Genomic DNA, 25,835 nt, shown 5'->3' with positions numbered 1-25,835 from the left:
GTCCCGTCGGAGGGACACAACTAGCCGCGGGCGCCGGTGTGCAGAGCGGCGAACAGCCCGCGCACGCGGGTGCCGTCCGGCAGCTGCCAGGCGCCGCCGACATGGCCGATAGCTCCTTCGGGAAGGAGCGATGCGGCGTTCGCGGCGGGCCGCAGGACCCGGTGCAGACGGAGGGTCGAGCCGTCCGGTGCGGCCAGCACGGTGCCCTCCGGGGCGTCGGTGGCGGGGGCCGTGGCCTCCGTCGACGTGAGGCCTGCACCGGCGTAGGAGCGGGTGACCTCCTCGTCGACGGCGTCGGTGATGCTCTGCGCCTGAGCCTGGACCCGCCCCTCCATCAGGGCCCACAACTGGGCGACCAGTACCGGGTCGTGGCAGCCGTCGTAGGCCCAGCGGTGCCCCAGCACTCCGTGCTCCATGGTCCCGACGAGGGCGTCCTCCGCACCGTCGAGAGGGGCGCCGCGATAGGTCAGCGGCACCAGGTAGCTGATCGGCTCGGCACCGGAGGCGTCGGTGACCACCATGAACTCGATCCCGACCTCGCCCTGCGGGTCGTCGAGCCGGAAGCCGCCGGCCTTGGCCAGCCTGGGTTCACCGGCGCCGCCGTACCACGGGCGGGAGGGCAGCCAGGAGGTGAGCAGTTCCAGCTTGGTCGGTTTGAGGGTGGTGTGGTGAATGATGGCCATGCCCGCAGGCTCTCACGGAAGTTGACGCCCTGATAGCCTGTTCGATCATGACGTACTTCTTCCCCCTCCGCTAGCCACTCCGTCGGCACTGCGCGGCTCGACCCGGCGCCGGCGATGCGGGGCGGTCTTCCACCGTCCCGGGCTGCGACGTGGGAGAAGACGGCATCATGCGCATGGTTGCGCGGTGCGTACGCGGGCTGGAGCCCGCACTCGGCACGGAGATTCTGCGGACGCGTTCCGCGAGCATCGAATGGATCGGCCACCGTGAGGTGGGCTTCCGGACCCCTACCAGTACCCATGCCGGCAACGGCGGCAGCGACGACGGCACGGTGCGGCTGCGGACCGCCGACGACGTCTTCCTCCTCGCCCGCCGCCGGGACGACATCGGTCCGCACAAGAGCGACCTGGGCGCCCTGGCCGAGATGGCCTGTGCGGTCGATCTGGAGGAACTGGCGCGGGAACGGCAGGGCCGCGGCGGGCCGGCCGGGTTCGGCGAGATCGAGGTCTCGGCGTCCTTCCTGGGGCGCAGGACGTACAACCGGTACGACATCGAGGACGCCGTCGGCCGGGTACTGGCCGAGCGAGCCGGTGTGCCGTACCACGCGCGCCGGCACGGCGAGCCTGCGCCGCCCGGCCACAGCGGGTGGCGGCTGACGCTGGACGGCGCCCACGCCACCCTGCTGCTCCGCCTGGGGCGGCGTCCGGCGCACCGGCGCGCCTACAAGAACGCGACCGTCGCGGGCACCCTGCACCCGCCGGTCGCCGCCGCCATGGCCCAGGCGGCCGAACTGCGGCCGGGGCAGCGGGTGCTGGACCCGTGCTGTGGAGCGGGGACGCTGCTCATCGAGGCCCACCACACGGTGCCGGGCACCACGCTGCTCGGGTTCGACCTCGATCCGGCCGCGCGCCGGGCGGCACGGCAGAACGCCGGGCCGCTGCCGGTCGCCGTCGAGCCCGGCGACGCCGGCGCGCTCCCGGTCGCCGACCGCAGCATCGACCGTGTCCTGTGCAACCCGCCCTGGGGAGAACAGGTCGACGCGGGTGGACGCCTCGCCGGGCACCCGGAGCTATGGTGGCGCGAACTCGCCCGCGTCCTCACCGACGAGGGGCGCGCGATCGTGCTGCTGCCCGAGGCGCACGGACTGGGCCACGCCCTGGCGCTCGGCCTGACACCCGTCCACGTACAGCAGCTGAGTCTGTTCGGCAGCCGTCCGCTGCTGGTCCGCCTCGAACGCCGCCGCGACCGCAGACGCGGTCGGGCCCGGCGGCAGGCGCAGGCCGAGGGCCGCACTCGCCCACTCGCGGTGCGTACGGCGGCTGCGCAGGACTCGTAGGTGTCGCGTACTGCGTCCGGCGGGTTGCCTTCGGTGGGCGTGGTGGGCGGATCCCGGCTCCTGCCCAGGCAGGTGTCGGGACCGGTTGCGCGTCTTTCGTCCTGACGGGTGACGAGGGCCGCCAGGTGACCGCCGTCATGCAATGCGCACGCCGCAAGGGGGAATCCGACCAGCAGTGTGTCGTGCGCACCGCCGGCAGGAGGAGGGTCCGTGGAGTCGACCACCACAGTGATCGTCGTCGCCGTGGCCCTCGCGGCCGCAGTGCTCGCCGTGGCCGTCGGTGTCCTGGTGCGGCTGGTGCGAACCCGGCGCGTGCTGAGGCGTGCCGGGCTGCCGACCGGACCGCGATGGGTGTTCTGGGGTGCCGTCGCCTACTTAGTTCTGCCCGCCGATCTGGTGCCGGATCCGGTGTATCTGGACGACATCGGCGTGCTCTTGCTGGCACTGCGTACCCTGCGCCGCTCTCCCGATGCGGAACCGCCGGACGCCGTTGGTTACAGAAAGTAAGGAAACCAATCACTCGTTCGATTCGTTTAAGTAAGAGGAACCCTATGGCCGTCGGCGGACCGAACGACGCCGCTGGGTGACCACGCTCGATCGGAGCAGCACCTGTGAGGGAGAGACGATGCAACCGTTCGCGCTCAACTATGCACGGCCGGCCGCGGAGTTGGAGGTCAGCACTCCGTACGTCTACGACTCCGGTCTGCAGTTGAACGTGCTCAGTGACGGGCGGATAGCCGCCCGTGATCACGCTCTGATGCGGGAGCTGGGGACCACGACGTCCACGGCGGGCTCGAAGACCCACTTCGACGACTGAACACAGGCCGGCGACGATGACCGTCTTGATTCTGACCAGCGAAGAGGACGTGACGGCGGACATGGTGGTCGTGCACCTGAACGCGTCCGGCGTCCCGGTGGTCCGACTCGATCCCGCCGACCTGACCGGCGGGGTCGCTCTGTCGGGCGAGTATGTGCACGGCGCCTTCCGCGGCCATCTGTCGTCCGCGGGGCGCCTGGTGAGCATCGAGGGGCTGCGGTCGGTCTGGATACGCAGGCCGGGGACCGCGGCGGCCCGGGCGGCCGTGCCTTCCGGCTGGCTGACGGAGGAGGCCGGGCAGGCGCTGTACGGCATGCTGCGCGGCTGTGACGCCCGCTGGATGAACCATCCCGACGCGGCCCGCCGGGCCCGTCACAAGCCGTGGCAGTTGCGGGTGGCCCAGCGTTGCGGGCTGCCCGTGCCGGCCACGTTGATCACGACGTTCCCGCAGGCCGCCCGCGATTTCGCCGATCGCTATCCGGATCTGGTGGTCAAGCCGGTGTCGGGCACGCATCCGCAGGATCCGCCGCGGGCGGTGCCGACCAGCAGGGTGGCCCCGGACGCGGACTTCTCCGCCGTCGCGTTCGGGCCCACCCTGCTGCAACGGCGCGTCGCCAAGCGGGCCGACATCCGCCTCACGGTGGTGGGCGAGCGGCTGCTGGCCGCCCGCAGGGCGACCGACGCCGAGGCCGAGGTGGACGTCCGCTTCGACACGTCCGACGTGCCGTGGTGTCCCGTCGAGGTCGCGCCGCGTGTCGCCGAGGCCGTCCGCGCGTACATGCGGGAGGCCGAACTCGCTTACGGCGCCTTCGACTTCGCGGAGGACGCCGACGGGACGTGGTGGTTCCTGGAGTGCAATCAGTCGGGGCAGTTCGGGTTCATAGAGGTGGACACGGGTCAGCCGATCGCCCTGGGCATCGCCGAGTGGCTTGCCCGACCTGCCTCGTGGCGGCCGTCGCGGGTGAACGGGGCGCGCGCGCAGGTTCCCTGACCGTGCTCAGAGCTGCTGCGGGCCGGGCGGCAGGGCGCCGCGCTGCCAGGTCGGGGGCGGGGGCCCCGGGCGTCCGGGAGGCGGTGCGTGGCCGCCGGACTGCAGCAGCGGTTGCATGGCGAACTCGACTTCTCTGCTGACGCGTTCGGCCTCCCGGCGCACCTGGGTCGGAATGTCGCCGCGCTCCGCGATGAGCCGGTCGTAAATGGGGGAATCCTGGAACACCCGTCAACGCGCCTTTCATGTCGTGGCCCTGTGTGCATTTGGGCACGGCTGTCGAGTCTAGGCGCCGACGCACACTGAGGTGCGAATTCTGCCAGAGCGCTTGACGGCCGACGTCAGGCACCCGTCGTCGAGCCGGGCCGGACGACCATCAGGACGGTGACGGTTACCCACAGCAGGTTGAAGATGCCGGTGAACATGGCGAGTTGAACGGTGGCCGCGTGCTCGACGGGCTTCTCGGCGTTCAGTTGCTCGAGGAGTTCCTCCTGGCGGGGCAGGACGAAGGCGATCAGGATTCCGGCGGCCGCGGCGGTCAGGGCGATGGACGTGATGAGCCATCCGCTGCCCAGGACGCCCATGGCCAGCGCGGTGGCCAGGCCGAGTACGGGCACCGCGACCCCGATGGCTCCGTAGACGCGGCAGATGCGGTGCAGGAGCTGGACGGTGCCCACCGCCACCGCCCCGTCCGTCGCCGGGACGCGGCGCGCGGCCGGCGGGAACATGCTGGCCGCGACGGTGACGGGGCCGACGGCGACGATGGCGGCCAGGACGTGAAGGGTGAGGAGGATCTTGGTCACCCGCCCCACGCTAGGGAGGCCACGGGTGATCGGACAGAGGCTGAAATGACAGCTTCCAACAGGTTCTCGCCAACAGTCCAGTCCGGTCTTTCGTCCGATTCCGCCTGCGCCACCTGGGCTTATGCGTGTGGCGGGATTCCGCCTAGGGTGTCATTCATGCACACCGTGGCGATTCTGGTTCTCGACAGCGTGGTGCCGTTCGACATGGCGACGCCCTTCCAGATGTTCAGCTGGACGCGGTTGCCGGACGGCCGTCGTCCCTACCGGGTCCGGCTGTGTGCCGAGTCGCCGGAGGTGCGCACGGAGGGCTTCGGCCTGCGGATCGACCGGGGGCTCGACGGGCTGGCGGACGCGGACACGGTCATCGTGCCGGGCTGCGACGATGCCGGGCCGCCCTCCCCTGACGTGGTGACGGCCCTGCGGCAGGCGGCGCAGGCCGGCACGCGGATCGCTTCCGTGTGTGTGGGCGCCTTCGTCCTGGCCGAGGCCGGCCTACTGGACGGACTGCGCGCCACCACCCACTGGATGGCCACCGATGAGCTGGCGCGGCGCTTCCCGGACGTCCGGGTGGAGCCGGACGTGCTGTACGTCGACAACGGGCAGATCCTCACCTCCGCCGGAGCCGCCGCGGGGCTGGACCTGTGCCTGCACATGATCCGGCGGGATCTGGGGTCGGCCGTGGCAGCGCACACCGCACGCATGTCCGTCGTCCCCCTCGAACGGGAGGGCGGGCAGGCGCAGTTCATCGTGCACGAGCACCCGCCCGTACCGCGCGGCTCGGCCCTCGAACCCCTGCTGGAGTGGATCGAGGACAATCTGGCCGGGGAGATCACCCTGGGTGCGATGGCGGAGCGTTCGGGGATGAGTGAGCGCACCTTCAGCCGCCGGTTCCGTGAGCAGACCGGCACCACTCCGCTGCAGTGGCTGCTGCGGGCGCGGGTGCGGCGGGCCCAGTATCTGCTGGAGAACAGCGACCATCCGATCGAACGGATCGCGCGGCAGGCGGGGTTCGGTTCGCCGACGGCGTTCCGTGAGCGCTTCCGCCGGGTGGTCGGCACCACGCCGCATGCCTACCGCTCCGCGTTCCAGGGGAAGGCCGTGGTCGGCGCCCAGTCATAACCGGTGGATCGCCCTGATCAGTCACGGTGGGAAAAATCACCCGAGACCACGCGGGCCGTCAGTAGTTGGACAAGGGGTATCGATCCTCCCCAAGGACGGTGTACTCCCATGAACTGCTCCAGCCGCCTCCTCTGTGTCCTCTACATCGCCACGAGCGCGGGGCTCGCCTGGACCTCGGTCCTCGCGTTCCGGCACGGCCCCATGTGGGCCGCGTGCCTGTTCGCCGCCGCCAGTCTGGTGCCGGTCATCGCCGTCGTACGGGAGACCGTGATCGGTGAACAGCGGCGGTGGCTCCTGGAGTTGATCGCCCGGGCGGGGCGCAACGGCGACGCCGCCGAGGCGATCGTTCGTGCGGAGCTCGATTCGGCGTGCTGCGAGCGCTGGTGGACGAGTCTCGGCAGTGAGCACGACGTGACCTGCCGGCACGGGATGCCGCGGAGCAGCAGCGCCGCGTGAGCGTCCGCGACGCCGCCGGGCCGGGTGCGCCCTCATCGGCGCACCGCGGGACGGCGTCGCGGACGTGGATCAGTGACCGAGAGCCCGGTCGACCTCCTCGCGCAGGAGGGCGACGTAGTCGCGGGTCCAGCCCTCGATCGTGGTGCGGTCCCACAGGTCGGCCGAGTACTCCACGAAGCCCTTCAGTTCGTCCCCGGCCGGGACCAGGCCGAAGCTGAGTTCCGTGCGGGCCGCGGCGGGGGCGAGGTCCTCGACGGCCGTGGTCAGGCCGGGCAGTTCGACCTCCGCGTCCAGCGTGCTCTGGTAGGCGAAGCCGACGTCCAGCCGGTCCGGTACGTCGACGCCCGTGCGCTCCCGCAACGCGGGGGCGATCCGGCGCACCGGCAGGGCGCGGTCCATGCACTCCACCGCCGTACGGGCGACGCGGTCCGTCAGGGCGGCAAAGGAACCGGCCGCCGCGTCCCGGACACGCAGCGCGAAGCCGGTGATCGTGCAGGCGAGCAGGGATTCGAACTCCCGGCGCTCGCGGTTGGCGTAGGAGATGTTGAACACGACGTCGCGCTGTTCGGACTTCTGCGCGAGCATGCGGCCCAGGGCCGCGGCCGTGACCACGAACGGCGTCGTTCCCCGCTGTCGCGCCTGTCGCTCGACGGCGGCCCGCACCTCGGCCAGCACGGTGAACATCACGGCGCCGCCCCGCCCGCTCGCCCTCTTCGGCCGGGGCCGGTCCAGCGGCAGGTCGACCGTGAACGGCACTGCGTCGAGCTCGCGCAGCCAGAACCGCAACTTCCGTTCGTCGGCGGACTCGTCGGCCTGCTCCCGCTGCCATCGCGCGTACGTCGCCGGCTGGCACTGCACGGGCGGCAGCGCGTGAGGCTCGCCTGTGACGGCGGAGCCGTAGAGCGCGGCCAGCTCCTTCAGCAGCAGGCTGACGGACCATCCGTCGCAGGCGGAGTGGTGCAGGACGAGGAGCAGGACCCAGGTCCTCTCGCCGGTGCGCAGGAGGCGCAGCGCCACCGGGGCTCCGTCGGTGGGATCGAGCGGGGTCTCGGCGGCCTCCGCACTGGCCTGTTCGACGGCGGCCCGCCGTTCGTCCGCAGGCAGGGCGGTGAGGTCCTCGACCGGCAGCTCCATCGAGCGGGGCCGCAGCACCTGCTGCTCCCAGCCGTCCCCGCTGGGGGCCAGGCGGGTCCGCAGACCCTCGTGCCGTTCGACGAGCCGGGTCAGGGCGGTGCGCAGGGAGGCCACGTCCAGGTCACCGGAGAGGGTGATCCGCAGGGCCACGTTGAACACCTGCGGCAGGAGGTGGTCGGCGTGTACCGCGGCGAAGCGGGCCTGCTGCGCGGTGGCGGGTGCCCGGCGCTCCACCGTGCCGGGCCCGTCGTCGGCCTCGGAGGCCGCACTCGCCGTCAGATCGCCCGCAGCCGACGCCAGTTGGGCCGTCATGGCCCGCAGTGTCGGCGCCTGGTAGAAGCGGAGCATCGGGTACTCGGTGCCGAATTCCTCCCGTACCTGGTTGACCAGCCGCATCGCGGTGATCGAGTGACCGCCCAGCTCGAAGAACGAGGCGTCGGCCGCGATGCCATCGGCGTCGACGCCGAACTCGGCCGCCCACAGCTCCCGTACCCGTCGCTCGACGTCCGAGCGGTTGCCTTCCGCCGCCTCCCCTGCAACGGCGCTCGGCCTGCGGCCGGGTGCCGACGTGACGAGGTCGGGTGCGGGCAGCGCGGATCGGTCCAGCTTGCCGTTGCCCGTCACGGGCAGGGCGGGCAGGATCCGCCAGGCGCGCGGCACGAGGTACTCCGGGAGCCGAGCGGCCAGTTCCTCGGCCAGGTGGTCGGCATATGCCTGCCGGTCCTCGGCCGCCGCGCCGATCGGGTCGGCGGGGACGGCATAGGCCGCGAGGTACGCCTCGCCGCGGTCGTTGCGGCGGGCCGGCACGGCCGCCTCGCGCACGCCGTCCAGGGCGTTGAGCACGCGGGAGACCTCTTCCGGCTCGACCCGGAAGCCCCGGATCTTCACCTGGTCGTCGGCCCGGCCGCAGAACTCCAAGGTCCCGTCGCCGCTCCAGCGGACCAGATCGCCGGTGCGGTACCGGCGGGCGTCCGGACCGCAGTCCGGGTCCGGCAGGAAGCGCTCCGCGGTGAGTTCGGGGCGGTGCAGATAGCCGCGGGTCACGCCCGGCCCGCCGACGTACAGCTCCCCCACCGTGCCGACGGGCACGGGGCTGCCGGACTCGTCGAGCACGCTCAGCCGTACGTTGTCGACCGGGCGTCCGATCGCGATCGGACGGGCGGGGTCCGGGCACTGCGGGGCCACGGTCTGGGTGGTGCACAGGACGGTGACCTCGGTGGGCCCGTACACGTTCACCGTCTCGTACCGCGCCTCGGGGCGCGGCCGGGTGCGCAGCACGTCACCGCCGAGCAGCAGATGGCGCAGCGGCGGCTGGTCGCCCGGCGGGAGGCGCAGCAGCTGTTCTCCCAGGGCGGTGGGGAGGATGGAGAAGGTGACGCCCTGCTCGCCGTACCACCGGGCCAGGGCGAGCGGATCCCTGCGGAGCTCCTCGTCGGCGATCGCGACCGACGCTCCCGCGGTCAGCGCCGGCCAGATCTCCAGGAGCGAGGCGTCGAAGCTCTGGCTGCACACGACCGCGCTGCGGTCGGCCGAGGTGAAGGCGAAGCGCCGGTGCTGCCACTCGCACAGGTCGACGACGCCGCGGTGCGTCACCACGACGCCCTTGGGGGTGCCGGTGCTGCCCGAGGTGTAGAGGACGCAGCACGGGGACTGGCGGTCGGGGGCGGACGCGGTGCGCGGTGAGTGTTGCGGGGTCGCGTCCGGCCGTACGACCGTCACTCCCCCCGGCAGCTTCAGGGCGGCCGCATCGTCGCGCGTCGACACCACGATCCGGGCCCCGCACTCGGCGATGACCTGCTCGGCGCGCACGGGGCCGAGGGACGGGTCGAGCGGCACGTAGGCGCGGCCCGCTTTGAGCGCGGCGAGCATGGCGACGACGAGGTCGGCGGAGCGGGGCAGCCACAGGGCCACCTCACCGCCTGCGGGCTGCTGCTCCCGCAGAGCGGCAGCCAACCGCTCCGCCCTGTCGTCCAGTTGGCGGTACGTCAGTCGACTGCCGCCGGTGATCACGGCCGTGCGGTCGGGCAGCGCGGCCGCCTGCCGGGCGACGAGGTCGTGGACGGTGGTGTCCGTGAGCGGGCGGGACGGGCCGCGCTGCCAGGACGGCGGTACGGGTTCCCCGTCGGCGGCGGTGTGGACGTCTGCGGGGGCGAGCCGGGACAGCGGTGCCTCGGGTGAGTCGACCGCCGCCGCGAGCAGGTCCCTGAAGGTGGCGAAGAACCGGTCGACGGTGTCCTCGTCGAACAGGTCGGTGTTGTACTCCAGATGGCAGCGGATGCCGTGCGGCTGGTCGGTGAAGTAGACGGTGAGATCCGTCAGGGACTTGTCCGGCCCCGCGTCCAGCGGTGTGGCCTCGACGCCGGGCAGTTCGAACCGGAACGGTTCCGCCCGCTGGAACTCGGCAAACACCTGGAACACCGGCGTCCGGTCGACCGCCCTGGGCGGCGCGAGCTCGCGCACCACCGTCTCGAAGGGCACCCGCGCGTGGTCGTACGCATCGAGGGCGACCGTGCGCACCCGGTCCAGCAGCGTGCCGAACTCGGGATCGCCGGAGAGGTCGAGGCGCAGCGCGAGCGTGTTCACGAAGAAGCCGACCAGGTGCTCGGCCCGTTCGGGCCGGTCCGAGATCGGGGTGCCGACGACGATGTCCGTCTGCCCGGTGACCCGGTGCAGCATCGCCGCGTACCCGGCGAGCAGGGTCATGAAAAGGGTGCTGCGGCGGGCGCGGCTCAACTCGCGCAGCCGCCGGGAGAGTTCCGGGTCGAGGGTGTGGAAGAGGGCCCGGCCGTTGGAGGTCATCGTCGCCGGGCGCGGCCGGTCGGTGGGGAGGGCTAGGACGGGCAGGTCGCCGCCGAGGGTACGGCGCCAGTGGGCGAGGTCCTCGTCGGCCTCGGGGCTGTTGGCGGCCGCCGCCTGTTCCCTGGCGTGGTCGGCGTAGCTCCAGGTGAGGGCGGGGAGTTCGGGGGCGGTGCCGTCGCGTTCGCTGCGGTAGAGCGCAGAGAGGTCGCGGGCGAGGACGGTGGCGGATGCCGCGTCGACCACGATGTGGTGCAGGGACAGGACGAGGACGTGCTCCGCCTCGGCGAGCCTGACCAGTCGGGTCACGAACAGCGGGCCGTCCGCCAGGTCGAAGCGGCGTGCGCTCTCGGCGGACAGGACCTCCTGGAGTGCGGTTCCGTCCACGACCTCGAAGTCCGGCTCGGCGGAGGGCCGCACCACCTGGCGCGGCTCGCCCCCGCTCTCCCGGAACACGGTGCGCAGGCCCTCGTGCCGGGCGACGAGGCCACGCAGGGCCGCGTGCAGGGCCGGGACGTCGAGCGGGCCGTCGAGGCGGATCGCCTTGATCTCGTTGTAGGCGGTACGGCCCGGGAGCAGACGCTCCAGGAACCAGATCCGTTCCTGGCCGGGCGACAACGGTGCGTCGGCGGCGGCCATTTCGGTGACCGCGGGCTCGGTCCGCCGGCGGTATCGGCGGCGCAACGCGTCCAGGTGCGGCAGTCCCCCGCGCAGCGCGTCCTCCGCGACGCCGAAGTCGACGAGGGCGACGATCTCGTTGGCGCCCGCAGCCGTCACCGCGTCCACCACCGGACGGACGCTGTCCACCGTGCCGATCAGGGCGCGCTGGTCGCAGTACCGGCCGTAGGCGCGGCGGAACACCGCGTCCAGGTCGTCCTCGCTCAGCTCGGCCAGGTCGATGCTGTGCCCGAGGCTGTTGGTGACGCCGCTGAACACGGACAGCGACGCCCGCAGGTAACGGGACAGCGGTTCGTACGCCTCGGTTCTCGCGGTGTCGTGATCGTCCGCGAGGTAGGTGTGCAGCAGGACGGCCACCCGCCCGGCGTCCGGGTCCAGGCCGTGCTGGGCCCGGGTGCGCCGGTACAGGGCGATGTTCTCGCGGAGCTGTTCGACGCTCTGGGTCATCAGGTTGGTGACGATGCCCAGGTCGTGGCGGGCGGCGAGTTCGTAGGACGCCGGGTTGCCGACCACCGCGGTGTACAGCGGCGGGGCGTCCTGCACGGGCCGTGGGAAGAGCCGTACCTCGGCCTCGCCGTCCCCGCCGGCCCGGCGCATTGCGTCCCCGCGCCAGAACTTCCGTACCTCTTCGAGCTGTTCGTACATCAGCTCCTTGTGCCGACCGAAACGCTCGGGGAAGAAGACGAAGTCCTTGGCGCTCCAGCCGCTCGCGACGCCGATGCCCACGCGCCCGCCGGAGAGGTTGTCGACCATCGACCACTCCTCGGCGACCCGGATCGGGTCGTGCAGGGGCAGGACGACGGAGCCGGCGTTGAGCCGGATGCGCTCGGTCTCACGGGACAGGGCGGCCGCCAGCACGGCCGGGTTGGGGAAGAGGCCGCCGAAGGAGTGGAAGTGCCGCTCGGGCATCCAGAGCGCATGGAAGCCGTGCCGGTCGGCGAACCGGGCGACGTCCATGAGGAGTTCGTACTGGCCGTGCCGGGGCGTCGAGGCGTCCTGCGGGTAGTCGCCGAAGAAGTAGACGCTGAAGTCGGTGGTGCGTGCGGTTGGTTCGCTCGCGGATGCCGCACGGGACTCGGCGACGGCCGCGGCGTTCCAGGCCATGGAGGCCACGGGGGCGGGTGCCGGCGCGGCCGGTGTCGGCTTCGGTGGCTCGGGTGACACCGGTTGTGGTGGCGCGGCCTGCGGTGCCACCGGCCGGCCGCCCTGGAAGAAGCCGGCAGCCCGCAGCTCGCGCAGCGAATCCCGTACGGCGTCCGCCACGAACTCCAGGTCGCCGTCCGAGTGGGCGGTGGACAGGAAGAAGTTGCGCCACTCCCAGACGTGCACGCCGCGCACCATCAGGTGGTGGTAGAGGAGCTCCAGGTCGGCGCGGTGCTCGAAGCGGAACTGGGAGCCGAAGTGGCTCATCCGCAGCGGATACTCCTCGGCCTCGAAGAAGCCGTTGAGTGTCGCGGCCAGTTCGGCGGTACGCGCGTTGAGGCGCTCCTGCAGGTGGGGGCTGTGCTCCTTGAGGTGGGTCAGTACGGCGCGTGCGGCGACCATCGAGACCGGGTGCTGGATGTACGTACCGCCGAAGAAGGTGGTGTCGGCGGGCGGGTAGCTGTCGTCGCCGTACGACCAGAAGCCGCCGTCGACGCCGTCCATGATGTCGGCGCGGCCGGCGATGGCGCCGATGGGGAAGCCGCCGCCGAGGAGCTTGCCGTAGGTGGCGAGGTCAGGTGTGACGCCGTACAGGTCCTGTGCGCCGCGCAGGGCGGGGCGGAAGCCGGTCAGCATCTCGTCGAAGAGCAGCACGATGCCGTGGCGACGGGTGAGTTCGCGCAGCTTCCGTACGAACTCGACCGGTTGGAGCGAGGGGTGTCGGCTCTGCACCGGCTCCACGACGACCGCGGCGATGTCGTCGGCGTGCCGTGCGATCGTCTCCAGGGCGGTGCCACTGCCGTAGTCGAGGACCAGCAGATCGGAGACGGCGGCCTGCGGGACGCCTCGGGAGACGGGCACGGTGAGCTGGTCGGCGCCGCTGCCCGAGGTGCGGCCGAGGACGTTGTCGGCGTGGCCGTGGTACGCGCCGAGGAAGGTGACGATCTTGTCGCGGCCCGTGGCGGCGCGGGCGAGGCGGATGGCGGCGGAGTTCGCCTCCGTGCCGGAGCCCGCGAACGCCACCCGCTCCAGACCGGTCAGTTCGGCGAGCAGTTCCGCCGCCTCGCCGGTCTCGGTGGTGCGCGGGCCGAGCTGGATGCCGCGGGACAGGTGCTCGCGGACGGCCTCGGTGACGAAGTCCGGTTCGTGGCCGAAGAGGAGGACGCCGAAGCCCATCGTGATGTCGACGTACTCGTTGCCGTCGACGTCCTCGAGCCGTGCCCCGCTCCCCCGGCGGCCCGCGATGGGATACAGCATCTCCTTGGTGCCGCTGCGGAAGCCGACGACGGCACGGCTGTCGGCCAGGACGCGGCGGTAGCGCTGGGCGATCCGCTTGGAGGTCGGAGTCCTGGCGGTGTAGCGGCGTACGAGGTCGTCCAGGTGCTCCTGCTGAGAGCGCGGGGAGGCGTCCTGCACCATGCCGGAGGTCCTCGCCACCGTCACCCGGGGGCCGTGGACGCGCGGCGGCTCCGGGGACTGTTGCTCCGGGACGTGGGGGCCGGTGCCCATCTGCTCGGCGATGCGCTGCGAGAGTTCGGTCATCGCCGCCAGGTCCCGGTCCAGTGCGGCGGATATGCCGTTCAGGCCGGTCACTTGGCCACCTTGCCGTTGAGCCGCTCGGACACCGACGCGGTCTGGAGGGCCAGCAGCTGAGAGAGCTGGGACATCATCTGCAGCTGTATCCGGGACATCTGTTGGATCTTCTGGGCGAGGTCCTCGAGCTCCTCGCGGGTCGCGTACTCGGGAGCGGGTCCGGTGACGGCGGGGGCGGGCTCGGGAGTGGGTGCGGGTGGGCGCACCACGGGTGCGACGGGCACGACAGGTACGGCGGGTACGGCGGGTACGGCGGCCGTGGGCACGGGATCGGGGGCGGCGGGCGGTTGCGGTGCGTCGCCGGGGGCGTCCGGCATGCGGGCCACGATGAACTCCGCGAGCCGCCGCGGCGTACCCGTCTCCTCGAACAGCTGCCGCATCGTCACCTTGACCTGGTGCTCCTGCTCCAGCTCCCGCAGCACGCTGATCATCTGCAGCGAGTCGGCGCCGAGGTCGAAGAAGGACGCGTCACCGACGATCGCCGAGGGATCCTCGCCGAGATGCCGGGCGGTCGCCTCGACGATGCTGTGGAGTACCCGCGCGACCGCTGCCTCTTGCTGAACCACTTCGGCTCCCTCTCTCGCTGATCTTCCCGTGCTCAGGGCGGTCGGCGCCGGCCCTGTCCAGTAGTCCTTGTGCTGGAATCGGTATCCGGGCAGCGGGACGCGCCTGCCCCCGCTGCCGGCCAGGAGCACCCGCCAGTCGACGTCCGCCCCCGCACAGTGCAGCCCCGCCGCCGCACCCCAGAGTGAGCCGAGCCCGGTGCCGCGCCGCAGCGACGGCAGCGACCGCAGGTCGGGCAGCGCCCGGCGGGCCAGACCGCTGAGGGTGGTATGCGGCCCGATCTCGAGCAGTACGTCGGGCTGTTGTGCGCCGATGCCGCGCAGCGCCTCGTCGAAACGGACGGGTTCGCGGGTGTGCCGTACGAAGTGGTCGGCGTCCGGGGTCCAGCCGGGCGGGCGGGTCACGCCGTCCAGGGCGCTGACGAAGGGGACGCGCACCGGCCGGAAGTCCACGTCGTCGAGGACCTTCCGGAACTCCTCCATCATCGGTTCCATAAGGGTGGTGTGGAAGGCACGCGTCACCGGCAGCCGCTGCCCCGGTGTGCCGCGCTCGTCCAGCAGGGCGCACGCTCGCTCCACGGCCTCGGCCGGCCCGGCGAGCACCTGGGCGCGTGCCCCGTTGGTCACCGCCTGCTCCAGGCCGGGCACCTCGTCGGCCAGGGCGAGGGCGGTCTCCCGGTCGAGCGGCGCCGCCACCATCGCGCCGGGTGCGCAGCGCTGCTGCATCAGCCGGCCCCGCACCGTGGTCAGCCGCAGACCGTCGTCGAGCGACAGGGCACCAGCCGCGTACAGGGCGGCGTACTCTCCGACGCTGTGCCCGGTCACGGCATACGGTTCGACACCGGCGTCCCGCCACAGCCGGACGAGGGCGCACTGCAGGGCGAACAGGGCCGGCTGCTCGGTGTCCGTGTTCCCGGACGGGGCCGCGAGCAGCGAGTCGCCGGTGAGGTCGCGGTAGTGGTGCGCGCAGGCGTCGAGCACCTCGCGTGCGGCGCGGAACCGCTCGTGGAGGGCGTCGGCCATCCCCGGGTACTGACTGCCCTGACCGGTGAACTGGAACGCGACGCGCGCGGCGCCCTCCTGCGGTGCCGTCCCCGCGGTGACCGTCGCTGCGGTGCCTGAGCCGAGCCAGGCGTCGAGGGCGTCGGCGAGGTCGGCCGGCGTGGAGCCTCGGGCCGCGAGCCGGTGGCGGCGGTGGGCGCGGCCGAGGGCGGCGGTGGTGACGAGGTCCGCCACGTGGGGTGAGGGTGACTGCCGCAACCGGTCGCGCAGGGCGCGGGCGTTGTCCGCGAGGGCCTCCTGGCTGCTTCCGGAGACCAGCAGCACATCCGGCAGGGCGGCGGCGTCGGTCCTGGGCGTGGGTTCGGGGGCCTGTTCCAGGATCAGATGGACGTTGGTGCCGCCGACGCCGAGTGAGGTGAGGCCCGCGCGGCGGGGCACGTCGCTCTGGGGCCAGGGCCGGGCCGTGCGGGGGATGTAGAAGGGGCTGTGGTCGAGGTCGATGGCGGGGTTGGGCTCGCTGAAGTTCGCCATCGGCGGGATGACGCCGTGCTGCAGGACCAGCAGGGTTTTGACGAGTCCGGCCAGTCCGGAGGCCGCGTCGAGGTGGCCGATGTTGGCCTTGGTCGAGCCGAGGGCGCAGTAGCCGGTGCGGTCGGTGTCCTCGCGGAAGGCGCCGGCGGCGCCGTCGAACTCGATGGGGTCGCCCTTGAGGGTGCCGGTGCCGTGGGTCTCCAGGTAGCCGATGGTGTCGGCGCCGACGCCGGCCCGCCGCAGCGCCTGGCGGATGGCCGCGCGCTGGCCCCGTGCGCTCGGCGCGGTGAACGCCGACTTGTCCGCGCCGTCGTTGTTGATGCCCCAGCCGCGGATCACCCCGTGGATGGTGTCGCCGTCGGCGACGGCCCGGGCCAGCCGCTTCAGTACGACGGTCAGGACGCCCGTGCCGCCCACGGTGCCGTCGGCGCCGGCGTCGAAGGCCCGCAGGCGGCCGGACTTGGAGAGGATCGAGCCCTTGACGTAGCGGTAGCCCAGGACCTGCGGCACATGGACGGCGGTGGCGCCGACGAGGGCGATGTCGCAGTCGCCCAGGAGCAGCGACTGTGCGGCCGACTGCACGCCGACCAGGGAACTGGAGCAGCCCGTCTGGACGTTGACGGCGGGTCCGGTCAGGCCGAGCCGGTGGGCGACGCGGGTGGCCGTGAAGTCGGCGTAGTTGCCGACGGTGATCTGCATGCCCGCCATCCAGTCGGTGGCGGCCTCGGTGGGCAGGACGTTGTTGAGGAGGTAGTTCTGCAGGGTGTACAGGTGGTATCCGGTACTGGCGTAGACGCCGACGCGGGTGCCGTCCCGCTCGTCCGGATAGCCGGCGTTCTCCAGGGCGTGCTGGGCGCATTCCAGGAGCATGCGGTGCTGGGGGTCCGTGAGCCGGGCCTCGCGGGCGCTCATCGCGAAGTGCTGGGCATCGAAGCCGGCGATGCCGTCGAGCACACCGGAGGCACCGACGAAGTCCGCCGCCCGGTATTCCTCGGCGGGGACACCGGCCGCGGCCAGTTCCTCCTCCGTGAAACGGGTGATGCAATCCATGCCGTCACGGACGACGCGCCAGAGCTCCTCGGGGGTCTCGGCGCCGGGCAGCCGGAAGGCCATGCCGATGACGGCCATCCGCGGGTCGAGGTCGCTCGTGGCCATCAGCCGTGTCCCTCCGTCACCGTCGCCTTGCCCCGGCCAACCGTTTCTTCAGTGCTGGACTCGCGTGTGCGGCCCCGGCTGAGGAGCACCAGGAGCAACGCCGCGCACAGGGCGATCGCGAGGCCGTGGAAGGAGGCCACCACCTGCAGCGGTGAGAACGTCTCCAGCAGGGCGCCGCTCACGAGCATGCCCAGGCCGAAGCCGGTGTTCTCGGCGGAGGCGGAGAGCCCGAAGAGGCGGCCGCGCTGCTCGTCGGGTGCGGTCTGCAGCCTCGACACGTAGACGATCTCGGTGAATCCGTCGGCGGCTCCGGCGACGAGCGCGGCGATGACGGCGGGCACGGTCGGCAGTCCGCTGAAGACGACGATGAACCCGGCCGACATCACACAGGCGCCGAGCGCGAACGCCCGCTCCCCCGGTGTCCGCCCGGTCTTCTTGGTGACCCGCCCGATCACCTGCTGGGCGACGATGTTGCCGAGGGCCCAGGTGGCCCAGAACTGGCTGATGAACGTGGCCGGATGGTCGGGGTCCAGGCTGCTGGAGTAGATCGGCAGGGCGACGTTGTGGGACGAGGAGCCCAGCCCGTCGACCGCCCGGACGGCGATCATCGCCACCAGCAGCGGGGCCGTACCCAGCAGCATCCGGGCCGTCCAGCGGGCGGCGCCGGAGGACTCCGCGGAACCGCCGCCGGCGGCATCCTTGGCCGCCCTGGTGCGTACGGGCAGCAGGAACAGCACCGTCGCGGAGACCAGGAAGGTCGCGGCGTCCAGCGCGAACGCCGCGGAGTAGCCGAGCTGCGCCACCACCACGCCCGACGACGCGAACCCGGCGATCATGGCGAGCGAACGCCCGGTCACCAGAAACCCGTTGGCGCGTACGCGGTGCTCCGCGCCGACGATCTCCGGGATGCTGCTGCGCAGGGCCACCTGGGACAGCGTCGAGCAGCCGCCGGTGACCACGGCCAGGACGTACAGCAGTCCGGGACGCGTCCCGTCGGGGGCGAGCAGCAGCGTCAACAGCGCCGCGGCCTGGCACAGGTCGGCGCCGACCATCAAGCGCTTGCGGTCGTAGGCCGAGACGAGACTGCCGCTCACCCAGCCCGACACGACACTCGTCGCCAGCCGGACGGCCATGAAGAGGCCGGCCGCCAGCGCGCTGCCCGTGGCGTCGTAGACGAAGACGTTCAGCGCCACCATGTTCAGGTAGCTGCCGTACGCCGAGATGCCGTTGCCCAGAACGAGCAGACGGAAATACCTCATGCACCTTCCTCTGGTCTGCATGAAGGGTGTGAGTGATGTGAGGCCGGGATGTCCTGCCCGCCGGCTCAGTGGCGGCGGGCGGTCCGGGCGGGCGGCAGGCCGCGGTACGGGCGCCAAGACCCGGTCACCGGCCCCGACCGCCCCCGGTGCGTCGGTGCGCACCGCTGTCGCACGGCGTGTTCATGCCCCCATTGCCGGCCCAGCACAAAAACCATTCCCCCTAAAAGCCGCCGGACAGCGGCCATTGGTCCGTCACCCAAGCAGACCCGGCCGCGGGCGTTCAAGGCTCCAGTGAGGTCCAGACGATTTCCGGTCCGCATTTGGCGATTTCGGAACGCCTCTCGGGAACCGCGTCCATCCGGAGGGATGACCCTGACCGAGGCACAGCGCGAGGAGGCCGGCCGGCTGCTGCGCCGTCTGGCGCGGGGCCCGGTCGCCGGTTCCGGGTTCGGGGCAGACGACGGGTGCCCCGAGCCGGCGTTCGCTGTGCACGGCGGTCCGGAACGCGGCCTTCACCGCTGCGCGCACCGGAGAGGCACCCCCATGACCAGGCCGCAGACGGCACGCAGGAAGCACGCGAACGGGGTGGAGTCACGGCAGCGTATCCTCGACGCCGCCGTGGAGATCGCCGGTGTGCGCGGCTACGACGGCACCTCCATCGCGGCCGTCAGCGCCAAGTGCGGGCTGCCCGCCAGCTCGATCTACTGGCACTTCAAGGACAAGGACGACCTGATCGCCGCGGTCATCGAGCGCAGCTTCGAGGCCTGGCTCACGGCCGTGGAGCTGCCGGGCGAGGACACCGGCACGCCCCTGGAGCGGGTCACCGCCATGGCCGCGAACGTGGCGAAGTCGCTCGTCGACGCCCCCGACTTCCTGCGCCTCGGCCTCATGCTCGCCCTGGAACGGCGCCCGACCGAACCCCGGGGCCGCACGGTGTTCCGGCAGGTCCGCGACATCACCCACCAGAAGATCGCCGAAGTGGTCACGACCCTGTTCCCCGGCCTGGACGAGGACGCCGTCCACACCCTCACCGCCTACGCCGTCGCCGGCGCCGACGGCCTGTTCGTACACCGGGAGGTCACCGGCGACACCGTCGACCTGGTGGCACTGTTCGAGCTGCACGCACGACTCGTCCACGACGCCGCGGCCCGCATGGCGGCAGTGCGCTCTCAGACCGGGTAGTGCCCTGCCCGCTGGGTCACGCCGACCGTTCGCCCTGTACTGCCGGGAGGTGACCGGATTCCCGGTCAGGGAACCAAGCCGCCCGCGGTGAGACGGACCAGCAGGACACCGGGCGTGCGGGGCAGCGCCACCCGCAGCCCGGCCCCGTCCCAGACCGCCGAGCCGGTCGGCGCGGACGACGGGTGCAGGATCTCCACGCGGACCTCCCCGTCCGCCAAGTGCCGCAGAGGCAGGCTCAGTTCGGGCTCGCCGCCGCGGCGCCAGACCGTGATGTACGACGTACGGTCATCGGGCGACCGCATCCCCAGGGCCAGCCACTCGTCCGTCCACCCGGGCAGACCCAGCGGCCAGAACGGCACGGCCCGCGCGAGGTCCGGGCGGATCGTCTTGTACGTGCTCACCGCATCCCGCACGAGGGCGAGTTGGCGTTGCGACATCCGGTCCAGATGGCCCGACAGATGGATCCGCCCGAGCAGTGCCCCGCCCAGGGTGAAGGCGATCAGATCGTCGTCGAACCCGGGCTGCGGGTACGCCCAGACGGCACCCTGTTCGGGCGGCACGGCCGTCGGTGCGGCGGCGGCGATCGGCGGGTAGCGCAGCGGGTCCTGCTGGTCGCTGGTGGACTGGAGTTGGGTGACGGCCAGCGTGGCTCCGTCCATCCGCAGCCCGCCCGAGGCGCAGTTCTCGATCACCAGCCGCGGGTGCCGGTCCAGCACCTCGGAGAGCCAGTCCAGGTAGGCGTGGGCGTGACCGAGCAGCCCGGCTCCCGGCGCCAGGTCCCCGGGAGCGAGGGTGCCTGGATCGATCACGATGTTGTAGTCCAGTTTGAGGTAGCCCACGCCCCAGTCGCCGACGATCCGGTCCACCGTCTTGTCGAGGTGGGCGCGGGCGGCCGGATGACGCAGGTCGAGCTGGTGGCGGCCCTGCTCGGTGAGGCGTACGCCGTCGCGCTGGAAGAAGGCGTCCGGCGCAAGCGCGGCGGCGACCGGGCTGCGTACGCCGACGACCTCCGGCTCCAGCCACAGCCCGGGCACCATGCCGCGCTCCCGGATCCGGTCCAGGACCGCCCGGATTCCGCCGTCGGAGAAGCGGCGCGAGGAGGGCTGCCAGGCGCCGACGCTGTCCCACCAGCCGCCGTCCGCCGAGTCGTCGTACCACCCGGCGTCCACGCAGAAGTACTCCGCGCCCGCCCGAGCCGCCGCGTCGATCAGGGGCAGCAGCTTCTCAGTGGTCGGGTCGCCCATGAGCGTGTTCATGTAGTCGTTGAAGACTACGGGGAGTGCGGTGTGGTCCGGGTGCGGGCGGCGTATGGCGCGGCGGTACGAGGTCAGCGCGCCCATGGCCGCGTCGAACCCGGAGCCGACGGCCAGTACTCCCGGCACGGTGGTGAACTCCTCCCCCGGGGCGAGCCGGATCCGCCACTGGTGCTCCGCGTCCGTGGGGCCGTTCAGCGCCAGATACGTGCCATGCGCCCGTTCGCCCAGGTCCCAGCGCCAGCCGGCCGGGGACTCGATCTGCCACAGCCAGGTCCGCCCGCTCCCCCGGTCCGTCAGCGCCCCCATCGGCAGATGACCGTCGGTGGGCCAGCTGCCGCGGCCGGTGAGGACGAGGGCGGACCGGCTGTCGTGCTGATGGGCGTCGACGTTGATGTCGGCGACGGTGGCGCGCAACGGCTCGGCGTACCAACGGCACTCCGCGAGCCAGTCGTTGCGGGCCCGGTGCACATCGAGGGCGTCCGGTGCCGGCAGGCCGCCGATCAGCAGGCTGCTGACGGACTGGACGACGAGGGGCTGCGGGCCGTCGTTGCGCAGCCGCACACGGGAGCGGAGCACCGGCAGTGCACTGGGGGACGTCAGCTCGACGAACGCCGTCAGCCCGGTGGACGGGTCGTGGAGTTCGACGGTCAGCCACTCTCCCTCGCCCCGCCTGCCGGTGTGGTGGTCCCGGTACTTCAGGCGTGTACCGAAGGCCGTGCCGGTGAACCGCGGGCCGGACCAGCCGCTGCCGTGTCCGAGGGCGGTCAGCTCGACGAGCGGGAGGGCGGATTCCGGGTCGGCGACACGCACCTCCCCCGGACGGCCCAGTCCGACGAGCCGCAGTGTTCCGTCAGCGGCGACGGCGAAGTCGACCCGCAGGGCCGCATGACCCCAACTGAACTCGTCCTGCGGGTGAGGGGAACCCTCCTGCGCCACATCCGCCATTCCGGTCAAGGTGCCTTTCCCTTCCGACCCCGCCTGCCCGTACCCGCAGGAGGTGGTCGCGTCAGCCGCGTGAATCCCTCGTTACGGTCTCTTGACGTCCCTGATGTGACCGGTCACAATCCTGGCATGAATGTGACCGGTCACACAAGGCGCCCAGCGAGCATCAGGGACGTCGCGACCGCAGCCGGCGTCTCCTACCAGACCGTCTCCCGGGTGATCAACGGCCATCCCAGCGTGAAGCCGACGACCCGGGACCGCGTGCTCGCCGCCATCGACGAACTGGGCTTCCGGCGCAACGCCACCGCGCTCGCCCTGGCCAGCGGACGCAGCAGGGCCGTGACCGTACTCACCGCGAACACCACCCACTACGGCTACGCGTCGATCCTTCAGGGCATCGAGGAGGCCGCCCGCGCGGCTTCCTACGCGGTCGGGATCGGCGTACTGGAATCGGCGGACGAAGCCGCCGTCACCGCCGAGGTGCAGCGTGCGGCGGACGCGGGCGGCGGACTGGTCGTGATCGCCTACGATCCGGCGGGTGTGCGGGCGCTGAGCGCCGTCCCCTCCGAACTCCCGGTCGTCGGCGTGGTCGAGACCCCGGCGAGCCCGCCCGGCGGCGACCGCCCCTGGGTGTGGACCGACGACCGCGAGGCCGCCTACCAGGCGACCCGTCACCTGCTCTCCCTGGGCCACGAGACGGTGCACTACGTCGCCATCCCGTCCAGCACCCGGCGCACCAGCGCCCGTACCAGCGGCTGGCAGCAGGCGCTGAAGGAGGCGGGAGCTCCCGAACCCCGCCCCGTGCAGGGCAGTTGGGGCCCTGCGGGCGGCCACGCGGCCGGCCTGGAGCTGGCGCGGAACCCGGCCGTCACCGCGATCCTGTGCGGCAACGACGACCTCGCGCTCGGGGTGCTGCGCGCCCTGCACGAGGCCGGCCGCTCCGTCCCCGGCGACGTCAGCGTGGCCGGGTTCGACGACGCCCCGCACTCCGCCTATCTGACCCCGTCATTGACGACCGTACGCCTGGACTTCACCGGGCTGGGCAGGGCCGCGTTCGCCCTGCTGCACGGGGTGGTGGAGGAGGACGCGCAGATCGCCCCGCATCCCGTCTCCGTACCGGAGCTGGTGGTCCGGGAGAGTTCGGGTCCGCCGCCCGCCGGCGCCTGAACGCGCCACACGATCCCTGAACCCGCCACACGATCCCGGAACCCGCCGCACGGTCCCTGAACCACCGCACAGTCCCCGAACGCGCCGCACGAGCACCGCTGTTCTGATTCCTGCTTCCTGAACCACCCGTTCGCGAAAGGCACGTGATGAAGACAAGAGCTCTCCCCGCCCTGGCCCTCATATGCGCCATCGGCCTCGCCGCCACCGCGTGCAGCGACCCGACGGCCGGCTCTTCCGGCGACTCGGGCGCGGACGGGAAGCAGGCCGCCGTCGATCCGACCGCCCGCCTGGACGGTGTGAAGCTGACGATGTGGACCGCGCAGAACACGGTCAACGCCCCCAAGCAGGTCATCGACGCCTTCGAGAAGGCCACCGGCGCGAAGGTGGAGACTCAGGCGATCCCGGACCTGTACGAGCAGAACGTGCCGACGAAGCTCGCCTCCGGCGACCGCCCGGACCTGATGTTCTGGCAGCCGTCCATCTCCACGCTGCCGTTCATCCAGCCGAAGCAGAATCTGCTCACCCTCGACGGGGAGCCGTGGGAGGCCAAGCTCGGCGACACCGAGAAGTCGCTCGGCGTCATCGACGGCAAGCGGTACGCGGCGATCGTCACCAGCCCCGCCATGCTCGGCGTCTACTACAACAAGGACGTCTTCCAGCAGGCCGGGCTGAGCGAGAAGGACTTCCCGAAGTCCTACGACGAGCTGCTGGCCCTCGGCCACAAGGTCGTCGACAAGACCGACGCGGCCGGTTTCTACGAGGCCGGCGGTGACAAGTGGCCCCTGCAGTGGCAGATGCAGGTCCAGCTCACCGACCTCGACAAGCAGTGGTGGGACGGGCTCAACAAGAACGAGGAGAAGTGGACCGACCCGGTCGTCGTCGGCGCGATCAAGAAGTACAAGGAGAAGCTGCTCGACGCAGGGCTCGCACAGAAGAACTACCGGACCGGCACCTTCACCGGGCAGGCCGACGACCTGTGGAACGGCGACGTCGGCATGGTCCTCAACGTCACCTCCTTCCAGAGCCAGTTGCAGGCCACGTACTCCACCGCCGAGATAGACAAGAAGATCGGCTGGTTCCCGATCGCCAACTCCGCCGCCACCGGCATGTACTCCCCGGACCAGACCAACGGTGTGGTCGCCTTCAAGACGGGTGACGAGAAGCGGCAGAACGCGGCGCGGCAGTTCCTCGCCTTCTGGCTCGGGCCCGACTACGCCGACTACATCAAGGCGATGAAGATCCCGTCCGTGCAGCCGTCCGTGCCCACGCCCGACGGGCTGCCGCAGACGTCCAAGGCCCAGGTCACGGCCCTGCCCACCGCCATCGGCGTCTTCCAGGCCAAGGCGATCGTCGCCCCGGACACGCACCTCTACCTCGCCGACATGATCTTCGGTAAGAAGGAGCCGCAGCAGGTCGCCCAGGCGATCCAGGACCAGTTCGCGCAGGTCGCCAAGGCCCAGGGCGCGCCCGGGTTCTGACGATGGCTCACACAGTCGTACGTACCAAGCCCACGCCGGTGTCGGGCCCGCCGAAGAAGGTGGGGCGGCTGCCACGCGCCGCCGTGCACCACCCCTGGTGGTTCGCGCTCCCCGCGATCGTCGTCTTCGCGGGCTTCTTCCTGGTGCCCAACCTGCTCAACTTCTACTACCCGTTCACCAACTGGTCCTCGTACCACGCGGACATCGCCTTCACGGGCCTCGACAACTTCAAGACGATCGCCGACGACGGCTCGCTGCTCCGCGCGATCCGCACGACCCTGCTGTACGCGCTACTGGCGGCGCTGTTCCAGAACTGCTTCGGGCTCGGGCTCGCGCTGCTCCTGGAGGCCGACAGCCGCTTCAACCGGTTCTTCCGCGCGGTCTTCTTCCTGCCGGTGCTGATCTCGGCACTCGCCACGGGTTACGTCTTCCAGGCCCTGCTGGATCAAGACGGCGCCGTCAACTCCGTGCTCGGCACGGACATTCCGTGGCTGGGCTCGACGACCTGGACCCTGGTCGTCGTCACCCTCATCCACGGCTGGAAGTGGATGGGCCTGTCCATGCTGATCTACTTGGCCGGGCTCAAGGGCATTCCGGGCGACATGCTCGAAGCAGCGCGGATGGACGGCGCCGGGCCTTGGCGGACCTTCTGGTCGGTGCGCTGGCCGATGCTCGCGCCGGCCGTCACCTTCAACGTCACCACCGCGCTGATCGGCTCGATGAACACCTTCGACATCGTGCAGGCCACGACCGGCGGCGGACCCGCGGCCGCCACGGAGGTCTTCAACATCTACATGTTCCGGATCTTCGGACAGGGCCTGTACGCCCAGGCCTCCGCGATGAGCCTCGTCCTCTTCCTGGTCGTGGTCGCGGTGGCGATTCCGCTGGTCGTCGGGTTGCGGCGAAGGGAGCAGCTCCTGTGAACCCGTCCGTCGCATGGCGCTACGGCCGCCCCGCCCTCGTCCTGCTGCTCGCCGGTCTGGCCGTCGGCGTACCGCTGTGGCTGGTCGCCGTCACGTCCGCCAAGCCGCAGGCGGAGGCCATCAAGCCCAACCTCGACCTGCCGCAGCACTGGCAGCCCGGCGGCAACTACGCGGACGCCGTCAGCCAGGGCGAGATGCTGCGCGGCTTCTTCAACTCCCTGCTGGTCGTGGTGCCCTCGGTCGCCCTCGTCCTGCTCCTCGGGGCGGGCGCCGCCTGGGTCTTCGCCCGCCGTAAGTCGAAGCTGGTGTCGTCGGCGTACGCGCTGTGCATCAGCGGACTGCTGCTGCCGCCCGCGGTCATCACCATCGTGATGGAGCTGCGGCAACTGGGCCTCGCGAACACCCGGCCCGGCATGATCGCCGTCTACACCGGCATGTACCTGTCGACGTCCATCTTCTTCATGACCGGTTTCATCCGTGCCATTCCGCTGGAGTTGGAGGAGGCGGCCCGGATGGACGGGGCGACGCCGTCGCGGATCTTCTGGCGGATCGTCCTGCCGCTGCTGCGCCCGGTGATCGCCACCGCGACGATCATGGTGATGCTCTACGCCTGGAGCGACATCTTCTATGCCTTCTTCGTCCTCGGCGGCGGCGAGCAGGCCACCCTCCCGCTCAACCTCTACCAGGTCGCCTCCGCCCAGCTCTACCTCAACAACTGGCATCTCGTCTTCGCGTACGTCGTGGTGATGAGCCTGCCCATGGTCGCCGTGTTCCTCGTCGGCCAGCGAAAGATCGTGTCCGGAATCACCAGTGGAGCCGTCAAGTGACCGGAG

Annotated in this window: 18 protein-coding genes; 11 read left to right on the top strand and 7 right to left on the bottom strand. The window is 71.5% G+C overall.

The window, feature by feature from the left end; all coding sequences use genetic code 11:
- Positions 1-20: 20 nt before the first annotated feature.
- Positions 21-683, bottom strand: coding sequence for a maltokinase N-terminal cap-like domain-containing protein (locus ADL12_RS46355; RefSeq protein WP_062714874.1), 663 nt, complete (start codon positions 681-683; stop codon positions 21-23).
- Positions 684-850: 167 nt separating this feature from the next.
- Here ADL12_RS46355 and ADL12_RS46350 point away from each other — a divergent pair, with 167 nt between their 5' ends.
- The 4 genes from ADL12_RS46350 to tgmB all read left to right on the top strand — a co-directional run bounded on the left by ADL12_RS46350 (position 851) and on the right by tgmB (position 3,825).
- Positions 851-2,017 (top strand): TRM11 family SAM-dependent methyltransferase, encoded by a 1,167-nt coding sequence (locus ADL12_RS46350; protein ID WP_063806820.1) that lies wholly within the window; start codon positions 851-853, stop codon positions 2,015-2,017.
- 210 nt (positions 2,018-2,227) lie between these two features.
- Entirely contained in the window at positions 2,228-2,524 is a 297-nt protein-coding gene (locus ADL12_RS46345; RefSeq protein ID WP_062714872.1) for a DUF1232 domain-containing protein, read from the top strand.
- A gap of 118 nt (positions 2,525-2,642) precedes the next feature.
- Positions 2,643-2,834, top strand: a complete 192-nt coding sequence (gene tgmA, locus ADL12_RS46340) for a putative ATP-grasp-modified RiPP (protein WP_062714870.1) — start codon at positions 2,643-2,645, stop codon at positions 2,832-2,834.
- Positions 2,835-2,850: 16 nt separating this feature from the next.
- The gene (gene tgmB / locus ADL12_RS46335; protein ID WP_062714868.1) at positions 2,851-3,825 is read left to right on the top strand and encodes an ATP-grasp ribosomal peptide maturase; all 975 of its coding nucleotides are present in this window, start codon (positions 2,851-2,853) and stop codon (positions 3,823-3,825) included.
- Positions 3,826-3,831: 6 nt separating this feature from the next.
- Here tgmB and ADL12_RS46330 read toward each other — a convergent pair whose 3' ends face one another.
- Entirely contained in the window at positions 3,832-4,050 is a 219-nt protein-coding gene (locus ADL12_RS46330; RefSeq protein ID WP_062714867.1) for a hypothetical protein, read from the bottom strand.
- Between the two features lie 113 nt (positions 4,051-4,163).
- Entirely contained in the window at positions 4,164-4,625 is a 462-nt protein-coding gene (locus tag ADL12_RS46325) for a DUF2269 family protein (protein WP_062714865.1), read from the bottom strand.
- A 156-nt stretch (positions 4,626-4,781) separates the two neighbouring features.
- On the opposite strand from ADL12_RS46325, the gene ADL12_RS46320 reads away from it, so the two are divergent.
- Both ADL12_RS46320 and ADL12_RS46315 read left to right on the top strand, forming a co-directional pair.
- On the top strand, positions 4,782-5,744 hold the full coding sequence (locus ADL12_RS46320; RefSeq protein ID WP_062714863.1) for a GlxA family transcriptional regulator: 963 nt from the start codon (positions 4,782-4,784) through the stop codon (positions 5,742-5,744).
- A 108-nt stretch (positions 5,745-5,852) separates the two neighbouring features.
- Positions 5,853-6,200, top strand: a complete 348-nt coding sequence (locus ADL12_RS46315) for a hypothetical protein (protein WP_062714862.1) — start codon at positions 5,853-5,855, stop codon at positions 6,198-6,200.
- Between the two features lie 69 nt (positions 6,201-6,269).
- Here the strand turns inward: ADL12_RS46315 and ADL12_RS46310 are convergent, their stop codons facing one another.
- From ADL12_RS46310 to ADL12_RS46300, 3 genes are read right to left on the bottom strand one after another with little or no spacing between them, the layout of a single operon-like run.
- The gene (locus ADL12_RS46310) at positions 6,270-13,544 is read right to left on the bottom strand and encodes a MupA/Atu3671 family FMN-dependent luciferase-like monooxygenase (protein WP_244188291.1); all 7,275 of its coding nucleotides are present in this window, start codon (positions 13,542-13,544) and stop codon (positions 6,270-6,272) included.
- Positions 13,541-16,795, bottom strand: coding sequence for a type I polyketide synthase (locus ADL12_RS46305; protein WP_062714861.1), 3,255 nt, complete (start codon positions 16,793-16,795; stop codon positions 13,541-13,543). The genes ADL12_RS46310 and ADL12_RS46305 overlap by 4 nt, the downstream gene beginning before the upstream one ends.
- A complete protein-coding gene (locus tag ADL12_RS46300) occupies positions 16,795-18,054 on the bottom strand; it encodes an MFS transporter (RefSeq protein WP_062714860.1) in 1,260 nt (419 codons plus the stop codon). Before ADL12_RS46300 ends, ADL12_RS46305 begins: the two co-directional genes overlap by 1 nt.
- A 543-nt stretch (positions 18,055-18,597) precedes the next feature.
- On the opposite strand from ADL12_RS46300, the gene ADL12_RS46295 reads away from it, so the two are divergent.
- Positions 18,598-19,236 (top strand): TetR/AcrR family transcriptional regulator, encoded by a 639-nt coding sequence (locus tag ADL12_RS46295; protein ID WP_062714964.1) that lies wholly within the window; start codon positions 18,598-18,600, stop codon positions 19,234-19,236.
- A gap of 65 nt (positions 19,237-19,301) precedes the next feature.
- Here ADL12_RS46295 and ADL12_RS46290 read toward each other — a convergent pair whose 3' ends face one another.
- Positions 19,302-21,437 carry an alpha-galactosidase gene (locus ADL12_RS46290; protein WP_062714859.1) on the bottom strand — a complete coding sequence of 712 codons (2,136 nt, stop codon included), beginning with the start codon at positions 21,435-21,437 and terminating at the stop codon, positions 19,302-19,304.
- Between the two features lie 126 nt (positions 21,438-21,563).
- Between ADL12_RS46290 and ADL12_RS46285 the strand changes: the two genes are divergently transcribed.
- From ADL12_RS46285 to ADL12_RS46270, 4 genes are all read left to right on the top strand, one after another.
- Complete coding sequence (locus ADL12_RS46285) at positions 21,564-22,601, top strand: LacI family DNA-binding transcriptional regulator (protein WP_062714858.1); 1,038 nt, start codon at positions 21,564-21,566, stop codon at positions 22,599-22,601.
- Between the two features lie 146 nt (positions 22,602-22,747).
- Positions 22,748-24,079, top strand: a complete 1,332-nt coding sequence (locus ADL12_RS46280; protein WP_062714857.1) for an ABC transporter substrate-binding protein — start codon at positions 22,748-22,750, stop codon at positions 24,077-24,079.
- Between the two features lie 2 nt (positions 24,080-24,081).
- A complete protein-coding gene (locus ADL12_RS46275; RefSeq protein WP_062714855.1) occupies positions 24,082-25,002 on the top strand; it encodes a carbohydrate ABC transporter permease in 921 nt (306 codons plus the stop codon).
- Entirely contained in the window at positions 24,999-25,829 is an 831-nt protein-coding gene (locus ADL12_RS46270; protein WP_062714854.1) for a carbohydrate ABC transporter permease, read from the top strand. Before ADL12_RS46275 ends, ADL12_RS46270 begins: the two co-directional genes overlap by 4 nt.
- Positions 25,830-25,835: the final 6 nt, after the last annotated feature.

This window comes from Streptomyces regalis, from assembly GCF_001509475.1.
Lineage (GTDB): Bacteria > Actinomycetota > Actinomycetes > Streptomycetales > Streptomycetaceae > Streptomyces > Streptomyces regalis.
Note: the sequence above shows the minus strand (reverse complement) of the source record. Positions and strands in the feature narration are given on the sequence as shown.

Coding starts and splice junctions, on each gene's coding strand:
- ADL12_RS46355 (WP_062714874.1), bottom strand. CDS start 683: ATGGCCATCATTCACCACACCACCCTCAAACCGACCAAGCTGGAACTG.
- ADL12_RS46350 (WP_063806820.1), top strand. CDS start 851: ATGCGCATGGTTGCGCGGTGCGTACGCGGGCTGGAGCCCGCACTCGGC.
- tgmA (WP_062714870.1), top strand. CDS start 2,643: ATGCAACCGTTCGCGCTCAACTATGCACGGCCGGCCGCGGAGTTGGAG.
- tgmB (WP_062714868.1), top strand. CDS start 2,851: ATGACCGTCTTGATTCTGACCAGCGAAGAGGACGTGACGGCGGACATG.
- ADL12_RS46320 (WP_062714863.1), top strand. CDS start 4,782: ATGCACACCGTGGCGATTCTGGTTCTCGACAGCGTGGTGCCGTTCGAC.
- ADL12_RS46315 (WP_062714862.1), top strand. CDS start 5,853: ATGAACTGCTCCAGCCGCCTCCTCTGTGTCCTCTACATCGCCACGAGC.
- ADL12_RS46305 (WP_062714861.1), bottom strand. CDS start 16,795: ATGGCCACGAGCGACCTCGACCCGCGGATGGCCGTCATCGGCATGGCC.
- ADL12_RS46300 (WP_062714860.1), bottom strand. CDS start 18,054: ATGAGGTATTTCCGTCTGCTCGTTCTGGGCAACGGCATCTCGGCGTAC.
- ADL12_RS46295 (WP_062714964.1), top strand. CDS start 18,598: ATGACCAGGCCGCAGACGGCACGCAGGAAGCACGCGAACGGGGTGGAG.
- ADL12_RS46290 (WP_062714859.1), bottom strand. CDS start 21,437: ATGGCGGATGTGGCGCAGGAGGGTTCCCCTCACCCGCAGGACGAGTTC.
- ADL12_RS46285 (WP_062714858.1), top strand. CDS start 21,564: ATGAATGTGACCGGTCACACAAGGCGCCCAGCGAGCATCAGGGACGTC.
- ADL12_RS46280 (WP_062714857.1), top strand. CDS start 22,748: ATGAAGACAAGAGCTCTCCCCGCCCTGGCCCTCATATGCGCCATCGGC.
- ADL12_RS46275 (WP_062714855.1), top strand. CDS start 24,082: ATGGCTCACACAGTCGTACGTACCAAGCCCACGCCGGTGTCGGGCCCG.